General features: G+C 67.6%; 17 protein-coding genes. 10 read left to right on the top strand and 7 right to left on the bottom strand.

Annotation, left to right across the window (positions count from 1 at the left end; genetic code table 11):
- Window positions 1-3: 3 nt before the first annotated feature.
- Window positions 4-1,314: a serine hydroxymethyltransferase gene (gene glyA / locus D9601_RS00290; protein WP_232473750.1), complete on the bottom strand. Its 1,311-nt coding sequence runs from the start codon at window positions 1,312-1,314 to the stop codon at window positions 4-6.
- A 4-nt stretch (window positions 1,315-1,318) separates the two neighbouring features.
- Window positions 1,319-1,753 (bottom strand): ribose 5-phosphate isomerase B, encoded by a 435-nt coding sequence (gene rpiB / locus D9601_RS00285; protein ID WP_198351960.1) that lies wholly within the window; start codon window positions 1,751-1,753, stop codon window positions 1,319-1,321.
- A gap of 137 nt (window positions 1,754-1,890) precedes the next feature.
- On the opposite strand from rpiB, the gene D9601_RS00280 reads away from it, so the two are divergent.
- Complete coding sequence (locus D9601_RS00280) at window positions 1,891-2,403, top strand: DUF3429 domain-containing protein (RefSeq protein WP_198351959.1); 513 nt, start codon at window positions 1,891-1,893, stop codon at window positions 2,401-2,403.
- Between the two features lie 4 nt (window positions 2,404-2,407).
- Here D9601_RS00280 and hemA read toward each other — a convergent pair whose 3' ends face one another.
- Together hemA and murI are read right to left on the bottom strand one after the other, a co-directional pair.
- Window positions 2,408-3,682: a 5-aminolevulinate synthase gene (gene hemA / locus D9601_RS00275; RefSeq protein WP_198351958.1), complete on the bottom strand. Its 1,275-nt coding sequence runs from the start codon at window positions 3,680-3,682 to the stop codon at window positions 2,408-2,410.
- A gap of 97 nt (window positions 3,683-3,779) precedes the next feature.
- Window positions 3,780-4,574, bottom strand: coding sequence for a glutamate racemase (murI, locus tag D9601_RS00270; RefSeq protein ID WP_198351957.1), 795 nt, complete (start codon window positions 4,572-4,574; stop codon window positions 3,780-3,782).
- Between the two features lie 170 nt (window positions 4,575-4,744).
- On the opposite strand from murI, the gene plsY reads away from it, so the two are divergent.
- From plsY to D9601_RS00255, 3 genes are all read left to right on the top strand, one after another.
- A complete protein-coding gene (gene plsY / locus D9601_RS00265) occupies window positions 4,745-5,353 on the top strand; it encodes a glycerol-3-phosphate 1-O-acyltransferase PlsY (protein WP_232473749.1) in 609 nt (202 codons plus the stop codon).
- Window positions 5,354-5,365: 12 nt separating this feature from the next.
- Window positions 5,366-6,439 carry a DNA-processing protein DprA gene (dprA, locus tag D9601_RS00260; protein WP_198351956.1) on the top strand — a complete coding sequence of 358 codons (1,074 nt, stop codon included), beginning with the start codon at window positions 5,366-5,368 and terminating at the stop codon, window positions 6,437-6,439.
- A gap of 560 nt (window positions 6,440-6,999) precedes the next feature.
- The gene (locus D9601_RS00255) at window positions 7,000-7,395 is read left to right on the top strand and encodes a GFA family protein (RefSeq protein WP_198351955.1); all 396 of its coding nucleotides are present in this window, start codon (window positions 7,000-7,002) and stop codon (window positions 7,393-7,395) included.
- A 127-nt stretch (window positions 7,396-7,522) separates the two neighbouring features.
- On the opposite strand, the gene D9601_RS00250 is transcribed toward D9601_RS00255, so the two are convergent.
- Window positions 7,523-8,191 carry a TMEM175 family protein gene (locus D9601_RS00250; RefSeq protein ID WP_332837863.1) on the bottom strand — a complete coding sequence of 223 codons (669 nt, stop codon included), beginning with the start codon at window positions 8,189-8,191 and terminating at the stop codon, window positions 7,523-7,525.
- An 80-nt stretch (window positions 8,192-8,271) separates the two neighbouring features.
- On the opposite strand from D9601_RS00250, the gene topA reads away from it, so the two are divergent.
- Window positions 8,272-10,827, top strand: coding sequence for a type I DNA topoisomerase (gene topA, locus D9601_RS00245; RefSeq protein WP_198351954.1), 2,556 nt, complete (start codon window positions 8,272-8,274; stop codon window positions 10,825-10,827).
- A 201-nt stretch (window positions 10,828-11,028) separates the two neighbouring features.
- Here the strand turns inward: topA and D9601_RS00240 are convergent, their stop codons facing one another.
- Both D9601_RS00240 and panC read right to left on the bottom strand, forming a co-directional pair.
- The gene (locus D9601_RS00240; RefSeq protein WP_198351953.1) at window positions 11,029-11,325 is read right to left on the bottom strand and encodes an SEL1-like repeat protein; all 297 of its coding nucleotides are present in this window, start codon (window positions 11,323-11,325) and stop codon (window positions 11,029-11,031) included.
- A gap of 79 nt (window positions 11,326-11,404) precedes the next feature.
- Complete coding sequence (panC, locus tag D9601_RS00235) at window positions 11,405-12,250, bottom strand: pantoate--beta-alanine ligase (protein ID WP_198351952.1); 846 nt, start codon at window positions 12,248-12,250, stop codon at window positions 11,405-11,407.
- A gap of 74 nt (window positions 12,251-12,324) precedes the next feature.
- Here panC and D9601_RS00230 point away from each other — a divergent pair, with 74 nt between their 5' ends.
- From D9601_RS00230 to D9601_RS00210, 5 genes are all read left to right on the top strand, one after another.
- Window positions 12,325-13,149: a division plane positioning ATPase MipZ gene (locus D9601_RS00230; RefSeq protein ID WP_198351951.1), complete on the top strand. Its 825-nt coding sequence runs from the start codon at window positions 12,325-12,327 to the stop codon at window positions 13,147-13,149.
- Window positions 13,146-13,397, top strand: a complete 252-nt coding sequence (locus D9601_RS00225; RefSeq protein WP_198351950.1) for a J domain-containing protein — start codon at window positions 13,146-13,148, stop codon at window positions 13,395-13,397. Before D9601_RS00230 ends, D9601_RS00225 begins: the two co-directional genes overlap by 4 nt.
- A 28-nt stretch (window positions 13,398-13,425) precedes the next feature.
- Window positions 13,426-14,799 carry a phosphoglucomutase/phosphomannomutase PgmG gene (gene pgmG / locus D9601_RS00220; protein ID WP_198351949.1) on the top strand — a complete coding sequence of 458 codons (1,374 nt, stop codon included), beginning with the start codon at window positions 13,426-13,428 and terminating at the stop codon, window positions 14,797-14,799.
- Window positions 14,800-14,831: 32 nt separating this feature from the next.
- Window positions 14,832-15,296, top strand: a complete 465-nt coding sequence (locus D9601_RS00215; RefSeq protein WP_198351948.1) for a PH domain-containing protein — start codon at window positions 14,832-14,834, stop codon at window positions 15,294-15,296.
- A gap of 176 nt (window positions 15,297-15,472) precedes the next feature.
- The gene (locus D9601_RS00210; protein WP_198351947.1) at window positions 15,473-16,231 is read left to right on the top strand and encodes an exonuclease domain-containing protein; all 759 of its coding nucleotides are present in this window, start codon (window positions 15,473-15,475) and stop codon (window positions 16,229-16,231) included.
- The last annotated feature ends 25 nt before the right edge of the window (window positions 16,232-16,256 follow it).

Below are 16,256 nucleotides of genomic sequence, written 5' to 3'. Positions count from 1 at the left end.
GGCTTATCCTTCGTAGATGGGGAAGCGTGCGCAGAGCGCGCGCACGCGGCTCCGAACGTTCGCCTCGACCTCGGGGTCCCCCGCCTCGCCCTTCTTCGCCAGACCGTCGAGCACGTCGGCGACCATATGGCCGATCTCGCGGAACTCGGCCGGACCGAAACCGCGCGTCGTGCCGGCGGGCGAGCCGACGCGGATGCCGCTGGTCTTGACCGGCGGCAGCGGATCGTTGGGGATGCCGTTCTTGTTGCAGGTGATGCCGGCGCGTTCCAGCGCCTCGTCCGCGTCCTTGCCGGTGATGCCGAGCGGACGCAGGTCGATCAGCGCCAAATGCGTGTCCGTGCCACCCGCGATGACGTCGGCGCCGCGCTCCTTCAGCGTCGCAGCCAGAACCTTGGCATTCTCCACCACCGCGGCAATGTAGGTCTTGTATTCCGGCTGCAGCGCCTCGCCGAACGCCACCGCCTTGGCGGCCACGACATGCATCAGCGGCCCACCCTGCAGGCCCGGGAACACCGCCGAGTTGATCTTCTTGGCGATGGCCTCGTCGTCGGTCATGATCATGCCGCCGCGCGGACCACGCAGCGTCTTGTGGGTCGTCGTGGTGACGACATGCGCATGGCCGAACGGCGTCGGATGCAGGCCGGCGGCGACGATGCCGGCGAAATGCGCCATGTCGACCATGAAATAGGCGCCGACCTTGTCCGCGATCGCACGGAAGCGCGCGAAGTCGATGACGCGCGGATAGGCGCTGCCACCGGCGATGATCAGCTTCGGCTGATGCTCGATCGCCAGCGCCTCGACCTGGTCGTAGTCGATCAGGTGGGTCACCGGATCGACGCCATATTGGACGGCGTTGAACCACTTGCCGCTCATCGCCGCGCGCGCGCCATGGGTCAGGTGACCGCCGGCATCCAGGCTCATGCCGAGGATCGTGTCACCCGGCTTGACCAGCGCCAGCATCACCGCGCCGTTCGCCTGCGCGCCCGAATGCGGCTGGACGTTGGCGAACTGGCAGCCGAAGATCTGCTTGGCGCGTTCGATCGCCAGCGTCTCGACTTCGTCCGACGGCGCGCACCCCTGGTAATAGCGCTTGCCCGGATAGCCTTCGGCATATTTGTTGGTGAACACCGAACCTTGCGCCTCGATCACGGCGCGGCTGACGATGTTTTCCGACGCGATCAGTTCGATCTGCGTCTGCTCGCGGGTCAGTTCGTGGGTGACGCCGGCGAACACCGCCGGATCGGCATTGGCCAGACCACGGGTAAAGAAACCGTCGGCGCGGATCGCGTCGGTATGGACAGGCTGGGTGCTCATCGGGTCAATCCTTTCGCGACAATTTGTCGACGCGGTGCTGGTGACGGCCGCCCTGGAAATCGGCGGACAGGAAGGCATCGACGCAGGCCTTGGCCATCTCCTCGCCGATCAGGCGCGCGCCCATTGCGATGGCGTTGGCGTCGTTGTGAGTTCGAGCCAGTCGTGCGGACAGCGGCTCCGACACCAAGGCGCAGCGGCAGGCGGGATTGCGGTTGGCGGCGATCATGATGCCGATGCCGGAACCGCAGAGCGCGATCCCCCGCTCGACCCGCCCGTCGGCCAGCGCTTCGGCAATGGCGAAGCCATAATCCGGATAGTCGACGCTGGCGGTACCGTCCGTACCGAGATCGAGCACCTCGTGACCCGCCGAACGGACGTGATCGGCGAGCGCCGCTTTCAGCGCGACGGCGGCATGATCGGAAGCAAGGGCAATGCGCAAGGCGTATGGCGTCCCGACAAAGGATGAATGCGGCGGCCTTAGCCCTGCATGGCGGGGATTTCCACCTCTGGAATGCGCTTCGTCGCGCCCATGTCGGTCACGAGGGAACGTTAGCGTACGCCCACGGTTGGCGGCGCATGAACTTTGATCCGGATCAGTCGCGGGCGCCGCCCACGCCAGTGGCGCCCGCTCTTCCGACGCATGGCATCGGCCAGATCGGCGAGTCGCCGTTGATCCTCGGCTATGCCGGACTGCTCCCGCAGATCGCCGCGACCGCAGTGTCGGCGCTCGATCCGGCCAGCGACATCGGTCCGCTCTTTGCCTTCGGCTATGCCGCGCTGATCCTGAGCTTCCTCGGTGGCATCTGGTGGGGATTCGCGATGTGCCGTCAGTCTGCCGGCCAGGGGCGGCTGGCGACGATCGCGGTGGTGCCGCCGATCCTGACCGCTTTCGTCATCCTGCTTGCGATCAGCCGGGTCGTGCCGACCGATCTGGCGCTGGTGCTGTTGGGATCGGGCGTGCTGCTGACCCTGCTGGTCGATCGCCGGCTTGCCGATGCGGGCATCGCGCCGGCCGGTTGGATGGCCATGCGCGTGCCCTTGTCGATCGGACTGGGCGTGCTGACGATCGTCTGCGGCTTCCTCGACTGAGCCGTCAGGCCGCCTTGCGCAGGTCGAGGCGGCCCCAGATCTCGACCAGCGCGCCGGTCAGTTCCCGCATCATCGCCTCGTCGTGGCTCGGCCCCGGCGTGAAGCGCAGACGTTCGGTACCGCGCGGCACCGTCGGATAATTGATCGGCTGGACGTAGACGCCATATTCGGCGAGCAGGATGTCGCTGATCGCCTTGGCCTTGACCGGATCGCCGACCAGCACCGGCACGATATGCGTCTCGCCCAGCATCACCGGCAGACCGGCCTCGCTGAGCATCGCCTTCAGCATCGACGCCGCCGCCTGCTGTCCCTCGCGCTCGACGCTCGACGCCTTGAGGTGGCGGACGCTGGCGAGCACCCCGGCGACGAGCACGGGCGACAGCGAGGTGGTGAAGATGAAACCCGGCGCGTAGGAGCGGATCACGTCGACGATCGTGCGGTCGGCGGCGATATAACCGCCCATCACGCCGAACGCCTTGCCCAGCGTCCCCTCGATGATCGTCAGCCGGTGCGCGACGCCATCGCGTTCCGAAATGCCGCCGCCGCGCTCCCCGTACATGCCGACCGCATGCACTTCGTCGAGATAGGTCAGCGCATTGTATTTATCGGCGAGGTCGCAGATCGCCGCGATCGGCGCGACGTCGGCCTCCATCGAATAGACGCTCTCGAACGCGATCAGCTTGGGCACCGACGGATCCTCGGCCGCCAGCAGTTCCTCGAGATGGGCAAGGTCGTTGTGGCGGAAGATCCGCTTCTCGCACCCGGCATTGCGGATGCCGGCGATCATCGAGGCGTGATTGAGCTCGTCGGAGAAGATCACGCAGCCCGGCAGGATCTTCGCCATGGTGGAGAGCGTCGCCTCGTTCGAGACGTAGCCGCTGGTGAACAGCAGCGCCGCTTCCTTGCCGTGCAGATCGGCGAGTTCCGACTCCAGATCGACGTGGTAATGGGTGTTGCCGCCGATGTTGCGGGTGCCGCCAGAGCCGGCACCAACGTCGTGCAGAGCTTCTTCCATCGCCGCGATCACCTTGGGATGCTGGCCCATGGCGAGATAGTCGTTGGAGCACCAGACGGTGATCGGCTTCGGCCCGTTATGCCCGGCGAAGCACCGCGCATTGGGGAACATGCCCTTGTTGCGCAGGATGTCGATGAAGACACGGTAGCGGCCTTCGGCATGCAACCGGTCGATCGCCTGGGTAAAGACGCGCGAATAGTCGACGCGCGCGTCACCGGCGGAGCGGGGGATGACCGGATGGGTCACGAGGCCGTCGCTGTTCATGGAGAGCCGATGTAACCTTCGCATCGCTCCCATGCCAGTGGAGAAAAGCACTGACCGTCATCGACGGCTTGGACAAATTGTCCCAGCCTTCCCGCGGCTAAAGCTGCTCCGCCGCGCCGAAGCCGTGGCGGGCGAGCCCGTTTGCGATCGCCTGTTCGCGCGCACCGACTTGCGTGAAGACGAGCCGCGCCAGTCCGGCGGCGGCGGGCCAGTCCTGCCCCTCGGTCAGCGTGGCGATGCGCCGCGCGATGCCGGGGCCGCCATCGACGAAGCGTACCCCCGCAGGCGCCACCGCCGCCATCGCGGTCTCCAGCAGTGGGAAATGCGTGCAGGCGTTGACGATCACGTCGATCGCCGCGCCGCCGGGCTGGCCGAACAGACCAGCCAGTTCCCCGGCCAGCGCCTCGGGCGGCGGCGGCGTTCCCGCAAGCGCCGCCTCGGCCAGATCGACCAGCCGTGCCGAGCCGTGGCGGAGCACCAGGCAATCGGCGGCGAAGCGCGCGGCGAGATCGTCGACATAGGGTTGGCGCACGGTCGCTTCCGTGCCCAGCACGCCGATGACGCGCGTCGTGCTGAGCGCGGCGGCGGGCTTGATCGCCGGGACCGTACCGACCACCGGCACGTCGAGCGCGGCACGCACCGCCGGCAGGGCGATCGTCGAGGCGGTGTTGCAGGCGATCACCACCAGTCGCGGGCGATAGCGTTCGACCAGTCGCCCGAGCAACGCCGGCACGCGGGCGGCGATCTCGCTTTCCGTCTTGATGCCATAAGGAAAGCCCGCGGAATCGGCGGCGTAGACGAGCGGCGCACGGGGCAGCAGCGCCTGCGCCGGACGGACCACCGACAGGCCCCCCACCCCCGAATCGAAAAACAGGATCGGCCGCGCGTCCATCGCGGCCGCCATAGAAGCGCGGCGTACACCTGGCAAAGCCCGGCGAGTATCCTTCGCATCGCGGCATGGGCCAGCCGTGACCGCCCGAAATTCCGCGAACCGACCCACGCGATCGATGTTGTGGTCAATCCCGATCGGCCCCGCTATCATGCGGAACGGAAGGGGGCCGTTTGCAGACCGACATTCTCTGGATCGCGCCGACGCTCGCGCTGGTGATCGGCTATTTGCTCGGCTCGATCCCGTTTGGCGTGATCCTGACGCGGATCGGCGGGGCGGGCGACCTGCGCCAGATCGGCTCGGGCAATATCGGCGCGACCAACGTGTTGCGCACCGGCCGCAAGGGACTCGCGGCGGCGACGCTGCTGCTCGATCTGCTGAAAGGGGCCGTCGCGGTCTGGCTGATCGCCTGGCTGTTCCCGGGCAACGAACCGGTCGCCGCGGCCGCCGCTTTCATCGGCCATTGCTATCCGGTCTGGCTGCGCTTCCGCGGCGGCAAGGGGGTAGCGACGCTGATGGGCATCGTGCTGGCCCTCCACTGGCCGATCGGGCTGCTCTATGCCGTCGTCTGGCTCGGCCTGCTGGCACTGATCAGAATCTCGTCGGTCGCCGGCATGGCCGCGGCCGTCGCCGCGCCGGTCGGCGCCGCGGTGTTCGGGCGGTTCGACCTGGTCATGCTGCTGCTCGCACTCGCCGCGATCGTGCTGTGGAAGCACCGCGAGAATATCGAGCGGCTGGCGACGGGGACGGAGCCGCGCATCGGCGGCGACAAACGCGACTGAGCTGAGGCGGTCGTGGGAGACCCCGTCCTCGACCATCTACGCTTGATCCGCACGCCGGGAGTCGGTCCCGTCACCTACCGCCAGTTGATCGCGCGCTTCGCCGATCCTGCCGCGGCGCTGGCGGCGCTGCCGATGCTGGCGCGGCGCGGTGGCGGGCAGGCGCCGCGCATTCCCGATCCGGCGGTCGTGGCGCAGGAGATCGCCACCGTCGACCGGCTCGGCGCGCGGCACCTGTTCCTCGGCGACCCAGACTACCCCCCTTTGCTCGCCGAACTGGACAGCGCCCCGCCGGTGCTGATCGTTCGCGGTGACATCGCCCTCGCCCGCCGCGCCTGTGTCGCGATCGTCGGCGCCCGCAATGCGTCGGCCGCCGCATGTCGCTTCGCGCGCGGGCTGGCGCACGATCTCGCGGCGGAGGGCGTGACGATCGTCTCCGGCCTGGCGCGCGGCATCGACACCGCCGCTCATGCCGGCGCGATGCCGCACACCATCGGGGTCATCGCCAGCGGCATCGATATCGCCTTCCCGCCCGAAAACGCCGCCTTGCAGGAAAGCGTCGCGGAGCGGTCCTTGCTGATCGCCGAACAACCGCCCGGTGCGCAGCCACTCGCCCGCCACTTCCCTTCCCGCAACCGGATCATCGCGGCCCTCGCGATCGGCACCGTGGTGGTGGAGGCGGCACCCAGGTCCGGGTCGCTGATCACCGCCCGCCTCGCGAACGAAGCGGGCCGGGAGGTGATGGCGGTACCCGGCAGCCCACTCGACCCGCGCGCGCAGGGGTGCAATCTGTTGATCCGCGAAGGCGCGACGCTGATTCAGACCGCCGCCGACGTGCTCGAACAGATCCGCCCGATCGACCCGCGCAGCGTCCGTGCGCCGGCCCTCCCGTTCGAGGCGCCGCCGCCCGCCGATGCCTCCGATCGCGAGCGCGCCAGGGTAACGGCGCTGCTCGGCCCTGTACCGGTGCCGGTCGACGAGCTGATCCGCCAGTCGGACCTCGCCCCCGCGGTGGTACAGACGATATTGCTGGAACTGGAGCTCGCCGGTCGGCTCGAGCGCCATGCCGGCGGTCGCGTCAGCGGGTAGCAGCCGCGCGAGTCTTGACAGAATTGACGCCTGAACGTGCTATCTTCGACCCCGCTGACGAACGATTGCTGCGTCAAACCCGAACGGTCTCGGCACTCGCACTTCTCGATTCGTGCGAAAGCCGTCATCATCGATGAGAAAGAGCGAAGGCGCCGTGCACGCCTGCCGGATCATAGCGTTTCGAACCTTTGTAGGACAGCGATTGTCCTGCGTGCGGGAGGGGGTGTTCGGTGATGGGCTCTTTGGCGGAGCGGATCCCTTCGCGGGCGCGGTTGCCGTTGGAGCGACCATGACGCCCAAGCGGTCGCTGGCGCCCACCCCGGTCGGGCAGGCTGGTGATCCGGGCTACCCGACACTGCCGTTCGATATGCGCGATCTTGCCCGTTTCTCCGTCTCCGACATGCCCTTTCGGGAAAGAGCAATTGGGAACGGATCTAGGGAAGCAGGCGCCGCAGACTACCGTCGCCTTAGACGACTCGGACGACTCCACCGCAATGGGTTCGTTTGCGGGAAAGCGGCAGGCCGCTACAACAGGGTTGGCAGATAGAGCGGATGCGACAATGAAAGCAGCCTGTCAGTGCAATCAGTTGACGATAGACCTGCCTTCGCGTCCGCTTATCACGATCGCTTGTCATTGTGTCGATTGTCAGAAACGAACCGGCGCGCCGTTTGGTGTGCTGGCGTATTACCGAATGGATCAGGCCGCCATAGCTGGTGAGGCGAAAGCCTATGAACGTGTCTCGGCTGTAGGAAACAAGGTCGAGACATTCTTCTGCCCGGTGTGCGGCTCGACGATTTTTCTCAAGCTGGCGAAGCAGCCTGACCTTCTCGGCGTTGCGCTCGGGTCAATCGCTGATCCAACCTTCTCCGCACCATCGCGGTCAGTCTGGGAACAGTCCAAACACCATTGGATCGACATACCGGGTGAGGTTCAGCACTTCCCGCAAGGCCAATAGCGGGTTTCTCACTTCATCATCCTTTTCGGGAAAGGCGGGGCCGCGCTCTGTCGGCGATCGCCATCGGCGTTCCCGTAAGCGGTCTTTCCGCTTCCCCGGACGCGGACACCCAGTCTTCCCAGCCGACTTACCCCCGGCGCCGCCCGGCATATCGTCCGACCAGCACGGAGATCAGCGGGCTGCCGATCATCAGCACGGCGAGTGCCGCCATCCAGGTCACCATGCCCCCGGCGAAGGCGGCGAGGCCGATCAGGATCGGGATCCAGCTGCGTCGCAGAAAAGGAGCGAGATCCTCCACGGTCATGCCGTGGTCGAGCAGCGCCGGATTTTTGATGATGCTGCGGATCAGGAGGCGGTTGAGCAGGCCGAGCAGGATCAGCCAGCCGGTGTAGAAGCCGATGCCGACGCGCAGCTGGACGTATTCGCTGATGATCGCGGTCGGGAACGGCATGAACGCGACGCCGAGCAGCAGGAAGAGGTTGACCGACACCAGCCTTTTGTCCGCCGCCTTGAGCAAGCCCATCACCTCGTGGTGCGCCAGCCAGAACCGGCCGAGAACAAGGAAGCTGACCAGGAAGCCGACGTAATTGGGGATCAGGTCGAGCAGCGCCTGGCCGAGCTGCGGCCCGGTCGGGTGATGCAGCGCGGGCAGCTTCACCTCGACCACCAGCAGGGTCATGGCGATGGCGAAGACCGCGTCGGAAAAGAAGGTCAGCCGCTCCAGCTGCGCGCGGTCGTGCCCTTCGCGGGTGCCGCCGTCGATCACGACTTGCGCCGCCGGCGCCAAAATCCCCACATCCGTCCAGCCCCCTGTTGACAGTGGCCGCGCCGGCTTTCCACCCTCGCGCGTACACGCAAGGACCTTATACGACCGTCATGCAACTCGTCATCGTCGAATCGCCCGCCAAGGCGAAGACCATCGAAAAGTACCTCGGTGCGGACTATCGCGTCCTCGCCTCCTACGGCCACGTCCGGGACCTGCCGGCGAAGGACGGCAGCGTCGATCCGGATGCCGGCTTCGCGATGGAATGGGAGAATTACGCCGACAAGACGCGCCAGCTGAAGGCGATCGCCGACGAGGCGAAGCATGCCGACCGCCTGATCCTGGCGACCGACCCCGATCGCGAGGGCGAGGCGATCAGCTGGCACGTGCAGGAGGTGCTGCGCGCCAAGAAGGCGCTGCCCAAGGACGTGCAGCGGGTGACGTTCAACGCGATCACCAAGCCGGCGGTGACCGCGGCGATGGCCGCCCCGCGCGAACTCGATACCGACCTGATCGACGCCTACCGTGCCCGTCGCGCGCTCGACTATCTGGTCGGATTCACGCTGTCGCCGGTGCTGTGGCGCAAGCTGCCCGGCGCGAAGTCGGCGGGCCGCGTCCAGTCGGTGGCGCTGCGCCTGATCGTCGACCGCGAGCGCGAGATCGAGAAGTTCGTTGCGCAGGAATATTGGTCGGTGACCGCGCAGATGGAGCAGGACGGCACGCCGTTCACCGCACGGCTGGTGACGTGGAAGGGCCAGAAGCTCGACCGCCTGTCGATCGGCAATCAGGGCGACGCGCTCGCCGCCAAGGCGGACGTCGAGGCGGGCAAGTTCACCGTCCAGTCGGTCGAGACCAAGCCGGCGACGCGCAATCCGCCGCCGCCGTTCACCACCTCCACGCTCCAGCAGGAGGCGGCGCGCAAGCTCGGCTTCTCGGCCGACCATACGATGCGGATCGCCCAGGGCCTCTACGAGGACGGCGCGATCACCTACATGCGTACCGACGGCGTGCAGATGGACGGCAGCGCGATTTCCGCCGCGAGGAAGGCGATCGCCGACCGCTATGACGCCCATTACGTGCCGGATTCGCCGCGCCAATATCAGACCAAGGCGAAGAACGCGCAGGAAGCGCACGAGGCGATCCGGCCGACCGATTTCGGCAAGGACCGGGTCGGCGGCGGCGACCATGCACGCCTCTATGACCTGATCTGGAAGCGCGCGCTCGCCAGCCAGATGGCGTCCGCTCGGCTGGAGCGGACGACGGTCGAGATGGCCGACGGCACCGGGCGCAACGTGCTGCGCGCCACCGGTCAGGTGGTGATGTTCCCCGGCTTCCTCGCGCTCTACGAGGAAGGCACCGACGATTCGCAGGATGAGGAGGCGCGTCGCCTGCCCCGGCTGCGCGACGGCGACGCGCCGGCGAAGAAGGCCGTCGATGCCGAACAGCATTTCACCCAGCCGCCGCCGCGTTTCTCTGAAGCGTCGCTGGTCAAGCGGATGGAGGAATTGGGGATCGGCCGCCCGTCGACCTATGCCTCGATCATCAAGACGCTGAAGGACCGCGGCTATGTCCGGGTCGAGAAGAACCGCTTCTTCGCCGAGGAAAGCGGCCGGCTGGTGACCGCCTTCCTCGAACGCTTCTTCGAGAAATATGTCGGCTTCGATTATACGGCCGAGCTGGAAGAGGAGCTGGACGACGTGTCCGGCGGCCGTGCGCAATGGCAGGCGGTGCTGGAAGCCTTCTGGCGCGACTTCAAGCCGCGCACCGCCGAGGTGATGGAGCAGCAGCCGAGTGCAATCACCGCCGAACTCGACCAGTTCCTGGGCGACTATCTGTTTCCGGAAAAGGCGGACGGCTCCGACCCGCGGCTGTGCCCGAATTGCGGCGAGGGTCGGCTCGCGCTGCGCGGCGGCCGGTTCGGCGCGTTCATCGCCTGCTCCAATTACCCCGAGTGCAAATTCACCCGCCGCTTCGCGCAGGCTGGCGGCGCGGCCGGCGAGGATACGGGACCGGAAAACCTCGGCAAGGACCCGGCCACCGGTCTGGAGGTCGAGCGCAAGTCGGGGCGCTTCGGCCCCTATATCCAGCTCGGCGAGGGCAAGGAGGCAAAGCGCGCGTCGATCCCCAAGGACATCGGCGAGCTCGATCTCGAATGGGCGCTGAAGCTGCTCAGCCTGCCGCGGACGATCGGCCAGCATCCGGAAACGGGCAAGGACATCACCGCCTCGATCGGCCGCTATGGCCCCTATCTGGCGCATGACGGCAAATATGCCCGGTTGCAGTCGACCGCCGAGGTGTTCGAGACCGGCATGAACGCCGCGGTCGCCAAGCTGGCGGACGCGGCGGCGGGCGGCGGCCGGCCGCAGCGCGGCGCGGCGCGGGCCCCGCTCAAGGAACTGGGCAAGCATCCGCGGACCGAGGCGGAGATCAAGCTGATGGAGGGGCGCTACGGCCCCTATGTCACCGACGGCACGACCAATGCGACGCTGCCCAAGTCGGTGACCCCCGACGCGCTGACGCTGGAGGAGGCGGCGCAGCTGATCGACGCGCGCGCCGCGGCGGCACCGCCCGCGAAGGGCAAGAAGAAGGCACCGGCCAAGAAGACGGCGGCGAAGGGCGCGGCAAAGCCTGCCGCGAAGAAGGCCCCGGCAAAGAAGAAGGCTGGATAACCACCATCCGTCATTCCCGCGCAGGCGGGAATCCAGACGCGCTACCGTTGCGCCTCTTGCTGCAAGGTGAGAGGTTCTGGATTCCCGCCTGCGCGGGAATGACAGTCTTTGGGATGTATCCCGCACACTCCATCGTCCCGGCGAACGCCGCGAGAACGATGAAGGGGTCGTCCAGCGATGGGCGGTTACAACCGTCGATGCTTACGCCGCGCGGCGCTGGGTCGTGCCGAGCCACGCGCGCGCCTGGCGCTGCGCCTCGGCGATCTCGCGGGCGGTCATGTCCTCGGCCACCTCGGTGCGCGCATCGGCGGCTTCGGCCAGACCGTACATCGCCGCCAGATTGAACCATTTATGCGCCTCGATCAGGTCGATACCCGCCCCCGAGGTGCCGGTCGAATAGCAGACGCCCAGATCGAACAAGGCTTCGGGACGGCCGCTGGCCGCGTCCCGGAACCGACTTTCTAGAAGAAATTGCGCACTCTTGAGACTGTTGCCCATCGGTCACCCCTTTTATTCATGGGGTCACTGTGGGGCATCGCCTGCTACGAAATGGTTAACGCCAAAAGAACCATAATGATCAGCTATCCGCCTCGATAGCGATGTTGTCGATCAGGCGGGTCGATCCCATTCGTGCCGCGGCGAGCAGGCGGCGTGGACGGTCGGCGGCAGGGTCGGCGGCCAGCGTCTCGGCATCGGCGAGCGCGACATAATCGATCTCGAAGCCTGCTGCGACCAAGGCGGTCCGCGCCTCGGCCAGCGCTGTCTCGACGTCGTCGCCGCGGCCGATCGCGCGCGCCGCGACGCCCAGCGCACGCGGCAGCGCCGTCGCCTTCGCCCGCTGCTCTTCGTCGAGGTAGATGTTGCGCGAGGACAGCGCGAGGCCGTCGTCGTCGCGCTGCGTCGGCACCCCGACGATCTCGATCGGCAGGTCGAGATCGGCGACCAGGCGGCGGATCACGGCGAGCTGCTGGAAGTCCTTTTCGCCGAAATAGGCGGCATCGGCACCGACCTGGTTGAACAATTTGATGACGACGGTCGCGACGCCGTCGAAATGGCCGGGGCGCGCCGCCCCGTCGAAGCCGTCGCTGACCCCGGCGACGCTGACCGTGGTGGCGAAGCCATCCGGATACATCACCTCGACTGGCGGCATCCAGAGCAGGTCGCAACCGGCGTCGGTCAACAGGCGCGAATCGGCCATTTCGCGACGGGGATAGCGGGCGAGGTCCTCGTTCGGGCCGAACTGCCGGGGATTGACGAAGATCGAGGCGACGACCTTGGTCCCCGGCCGCCGCGCCGCCTCGACCAGGGCGAGATGGCCGGCATGGAGCGCGCCCATCGTCGGGACGAGCGCGATTCGGCTGCCGTCGGCACGCCAGCCGGCGATCGCCTCGCGAAGGCCATTCAAGTCCCGGACCGTCTGCACGCGCTTACCCCCTCGAACAATGAGCGCGCGGCTTCTATGAAGGGAGCAACCAACGATCAACAAGGAAGCGACCAGTGGCCGACGGCCCCCCTGTTCCTGCCCATTCCGGCTCTGGCCCGCATGTCATCGTCTTCGCCAATGAGAAAGGCGGCACGGGCAAGTCGACCACCGCCGTCCATGTCGCGATCGCGCTGGCGGCGAAGGGCGCGCGGGTCGCCTGTTTCGATCTCGACCATCGCCAGCGTACGGTCGGCCGCTATCTCGACAACCGCGCCGCGACCATGCGCCGTACCGGCAGCGACCTGCCGATGCCGATCCACGACACCCATGACGGCGTCCACGAGGATGTTTTCGAGGAAAAGTGGCATCGACTCGCGGAGGGCGCGGATTTCCTGATCGTTGATACGCCGGGTCGCGACGATCATTTCGCGCGCACGGCCGCGGCGCTGTCCAACACCCTGGTCACGCCGATGAACGACAGTTTCGTCGACTTCGACCTGATCGGCCAGGTCGATCCGGAGACGTTCAACGTCACCCGACCGAGCTTCTATTCCGAATTGATCTGGGACGCGCGCAAGCAGCGCGCGCGTGCCGACGGCACGCAGATCGATTGGGTGGTGCTGCGCAACCGCCTGCAGCATATCGAGGCGCGCAACATGCGCCGCGTGTCGGATGCCCTCGCCCAGCTCGCCAAGCGCGTCGGCTTCCGCATCATCCCGGGCCTCGGTGAGCGCGTGATCTATCGCGAGATGTTCCCGGCCGGGCTGACCATGATCGATTCCAAGGAATTCGGCGCCATGGGCCTGGGCCATGTCGCCGCGCGCCAGGAATTGCGGGAGATGATGGCGGCGCTGCAACTGCCCGAACCGACGTTGCCGCTGTTCGCGGACGCCTCGTGAAATGGCTGATCGCGCTGGCGGCGATCTGGCTCGCCTGGCGCTACCTGCGACCGGCGCCCAAGCCCAGGACGACGCCGGAACTGGCGGCACGGCGACTGCTCGGAGTCGGCCACGATGCCGATGCGGCGACGATCCGCGCCGCGCACCGGCGACTGCTCGCCGAGGTTCACCCCGATCGCGGCGGTTCGGCCGAGGATGCGCGGCGCGCCAATGCCGCGCGCGACCTGCTGCTCGAGCGACTGTCTTGAGGGCCTCTGCCCTCCGGCCCGATCCGGCATGATCGACCGTCACGTCTTCGATCCCGCCATCCTGCGCGAATATGACGTGCGGGGCACGGTCGGGCGCAATCTCGGCCCGGCGGATGGCTATGCCGTCGGTCGCGGCTTCGCCACGCGCGTGCTGGCCGCAGGCGGGCGCAGGATCGCGGTCGGCCGCGACGGGCGGCTGACCTCGCCGGAGCTGGAACGCGCCCTGGTCGCGGGGCTGACGGACAGCGGCGCGGACGTGGTGCGGATCGGCGTCGGGCCGACGCCGATGCTCTATTTCGCCGAGGCGACGCTGGACGTCGATGCCGGCGTGCAGGTGACGGGCAGCCACAACCCACCGGCGGACAATGGATTCAAGCTGGTGTTCCGCCACCGCTCCTTCTTCGGCGACGACGTGCAGGACCTCGCCCGCCTCGCCGCCAGCGGTGCCTGGCGCGCTGGCAGCGGCCGCGTCGAGGACGTGGATGTGATGGCCGATTATGTCGCGCGGCTGCGCGCCGGGCACCGCGGCGGCGCCTATCGGATCGGCTGGGACTGCGGCAACGGTGCCGCCGGACCGGTGGTCGAGCGACTGACGCGCGATCTGCCCGGCGAGCATCACCTGCTCTACACGGACGTCGACGGCCGCTTCCCCCATCACCACCCCGACCCGACCGAGGAGGCGAACCTCGCCGACCTGCAGCGTCTGGTGCGTGACAAGAGGCTCGATTTCGGCATCGCCTTCGACGGCGACGGCGACCGCATCGGCGCGGTCGACGGCGAGGGTCGCGTGCTGTGGGGCGACCAGCTGCTCGCGCTGATCATGGCACCGGTGCTCGCCGCCTGCCCCGGCGCGACGGTGGTCGCCGACGTCAAATCCTCGCAGTATCTGTTCGACCGGATCGCCGCCCTGGGCGGCCGGGCGGTGATGGGATCGACCGGCCATAGCCTGATGAAGGAGGCGATGATCGCGCACGATGCGCCGATCGCCGGAGAATTGTCCGGCCATATCTTCTTCCGCCACGGCTGGTACGGCTGCGACGACGCCATATATGCCGCGGTGCAGCTGATTGGTGCCCTCCACGATGCCGGCGTTTCGCTCACCGAGGCGCATGCGACGATGCCGCAGCTGGTCAACACGCCCGACGTCCGCATCCCGGTCGACCCGAGCCGCAAATGGGCGGTGGTCGACGAGGTCCGCGGCCGGCTGGAGGCACGCGGCGCGGAGCCGACGACGATCGACGGCGTCCGGGTGGCCACCGCCGACGGCTGGTGGCTGCTGCGCGCCTCGAACACGCAGGACATGCTGACCCTGCGCGCCGAGGCGGCGGACCGGGCCGGGCTCGACCGGCTGCTCGCCGAGGTCGATGGCGAACTCGCCGCCAGCGGCGTCGTGCGCAATTGACAGCACCGACGCGTCCGATAGGCTTCGACCCTATGGTGGGGACCTATATCGCCGAGCGAGAGGTGGATGCTTTCCGGTCGAGCACCGGCCGCTGGCTGCTGGGCAGCTTCCTCGGCTGGATGACGATCCTCGCCTGCGTGATCGGCGTCGGGCTGGTGATCCTGGCGGTGCGCTGGCTGCAGAATATGGCAACCAGCTATGAGGTCACGGACCAGCGGCTGATCGTCCGGCGCGGGCTGGTGATGAAGTCGATCGACGAGATCGAATTGTACCGGATCAAGGACATCCGCGTCGATTATTCGCTGGTCAACCAGCTCACCGACATCGGCACGATCACCATCACCTCGACCGACCGGACCACCGGCAACGCCCAGTTCGTGCTACGCGACGTGCCCGCCGCCCGGGAACGGCGGGAGGGGATTCGTAAATTGGTCGACCGCGCGCGCCAGCGGCGCGGCGTGCGCGAACTGGACGTCGACGGCGAGGATTGGCGGTAGCGCGTTACTCCTCCCCGCTCGCGGGGAGGGGGACCAGCGAAGCTGGTGGAGGTGCATTTCCGCGAGCGCTGCGTCGCGGGGGGAGCCCCCTCCGTCAGCGCTGTCGCGCTGCCACCTCCCCGTACCGGGGAGGATAGGGCTGGCGATTTGCCCCCCGACAACCCATGTTGGACGCAATGCGTCCCACCCCTCAGATCATCCGCGTCATCGACCTCGAAACCACGGGCAGCGCGCCGCCCGCGCATGGCGTGTGCGAGATCGGCTGGCAGGACGTCGCGCTGCAGCCATCGGGTCGCTGGGAACTGGAAGGCGAAGGTGGCTCGATCCTGGTCAATCCCGGTCGCGCCATCCCGCCGATCACTCAGGCGATCCACCACATCCTCGACGAGGATGTCGCCGAGGCACCGTGGTGGCATGATGTGGCGCGGCGGGTGCTCGATCCCTATCCGCGTCGGGTCGCGCTGGCCGCGCATCGCGCCGATTTCGAGCAGCAATTCTGCACCGCCAATCTGACCCACGGCGCCGACTGGATCTGCACGTGGAAGTGCGCGCTGCGGCTGTGGCCCGACTCGCCCAGTTTCTCCAACCAGGTGCTGCGCTACTGGCGCCGGCCGGACGGCCTCGACCAGCAGCGCGGGCTGCCCGTCCATCGCGCCTTTCCCGACGCCTATGTCACCGCCTTTCACCTGCGCGACCAGCTTAACGAGGCGAGTCTCGCGCAATTGCTGGAATGGTCGCGCGATCCCGGCCTGCTGCCGCGCGTCCGCTACGGCCCGCATCGCGGCAAGGAATGGCGCGAACTGGATCATGAAAGCCTGATGGGTTTCCTGACCGACCGCGATCCCGACATCCGCTTCACCGCCAATGCGGAAATGGACCGGCGCAGCGGCGGCGGCCGGATCGGCCGGGCCGGCGCGCAAGACCTGCTGCTGTAGCGCGCGGTTGCCGGGTCAACCCAGG

The sequence above is a fragment of the Sphingomonas sp. MA1305 genome, from assembly GCF_016107325.1.
Taxonomy (GTDB): domain Bacteria; phylum Pseudomonadota; class Alphaproteobacteria; order Sphingomonadales; family Sphingomonadaceae; genus Sphingomonas.
This window is presented reverse-complemented; position numbering and strand designations above follow the sequence as displayed.

What these genes read in the sequence shown, in the direction of transcription:
- glyA (WP_232473750.1), bottom strand. Translation starts at nt 1,314, where the DNA reads ATGAGCACCCAGCCTGTCCATACCGACGCGATCCGCGCCGACGGTTTC.
- D9601_RS00280 (WP_198351959.1), top strand. Translation starts at nt 1,891, where the DNA reads ATGAACTTTGATCCGGATCAGTCGCGGGCGCCGCCCACGCCAGTGGCG.
- hemA (WP_198351958.1), bottom strand. Translation starts at nt 3,682, where the DNA reads ATGAACAGCGACGGCCTCGTGACCCATCCGGTCATCCCCCGCTCCGCC.
- murI (WP_198351957.1), bottom strand. Translation starts at nt 4,574, where the DNA reads ATGGACGCGCGGCCGATCCTGTTTTTCGATTCGGGGGTGGGGGGCCTG.
- D9601_RS00255 (WP_198351955.1), top strand. Translation starts at nt 7,000, where the DNA reads ATGAAAGCAGCCTGTCAGTGCAATCAGTTGACGATAGACCTGCCTTCG.
- topA (WP_198351954.1), top strand. Translation starts at nt 8,272, where the DNA reads ATGCAACTCGTCATCGTCGAATCGCCCGCCAAGGCGAAGACCATCGAA.
- D9601_RS00240 (WP_198351953.1), bottom strand. Translation starts at nt 11,325, where the DNA reads ATGGGCAACAGTCTCAAGAGTGCGCAATTTCTTCTAGAAAGTCGGTTC.
- pgmG (WP_198351949.1), top strand. Translation starts at nt 13,426, where the DNA reads ATGATCGACCGTCACGTCTTCGATCCCGCCATCCTGCGCGAATATGAC.
- D9601_RS00215 (WP_198351948.1), top strand. Translation starts at nt 14,832, where the DNA reads ATGGTGGGGACCTATATCGCCGAGCGAGAGGTGGATGCTTTCCGGTCG.
- D9601_RS00210 (WP_198351947.1), top strand. Translation starts at nt 15,473, where the DNA reads ATGCGTCCCACCCCTCAGATCATCCGCGTCATCGACCTCGAAACCACG.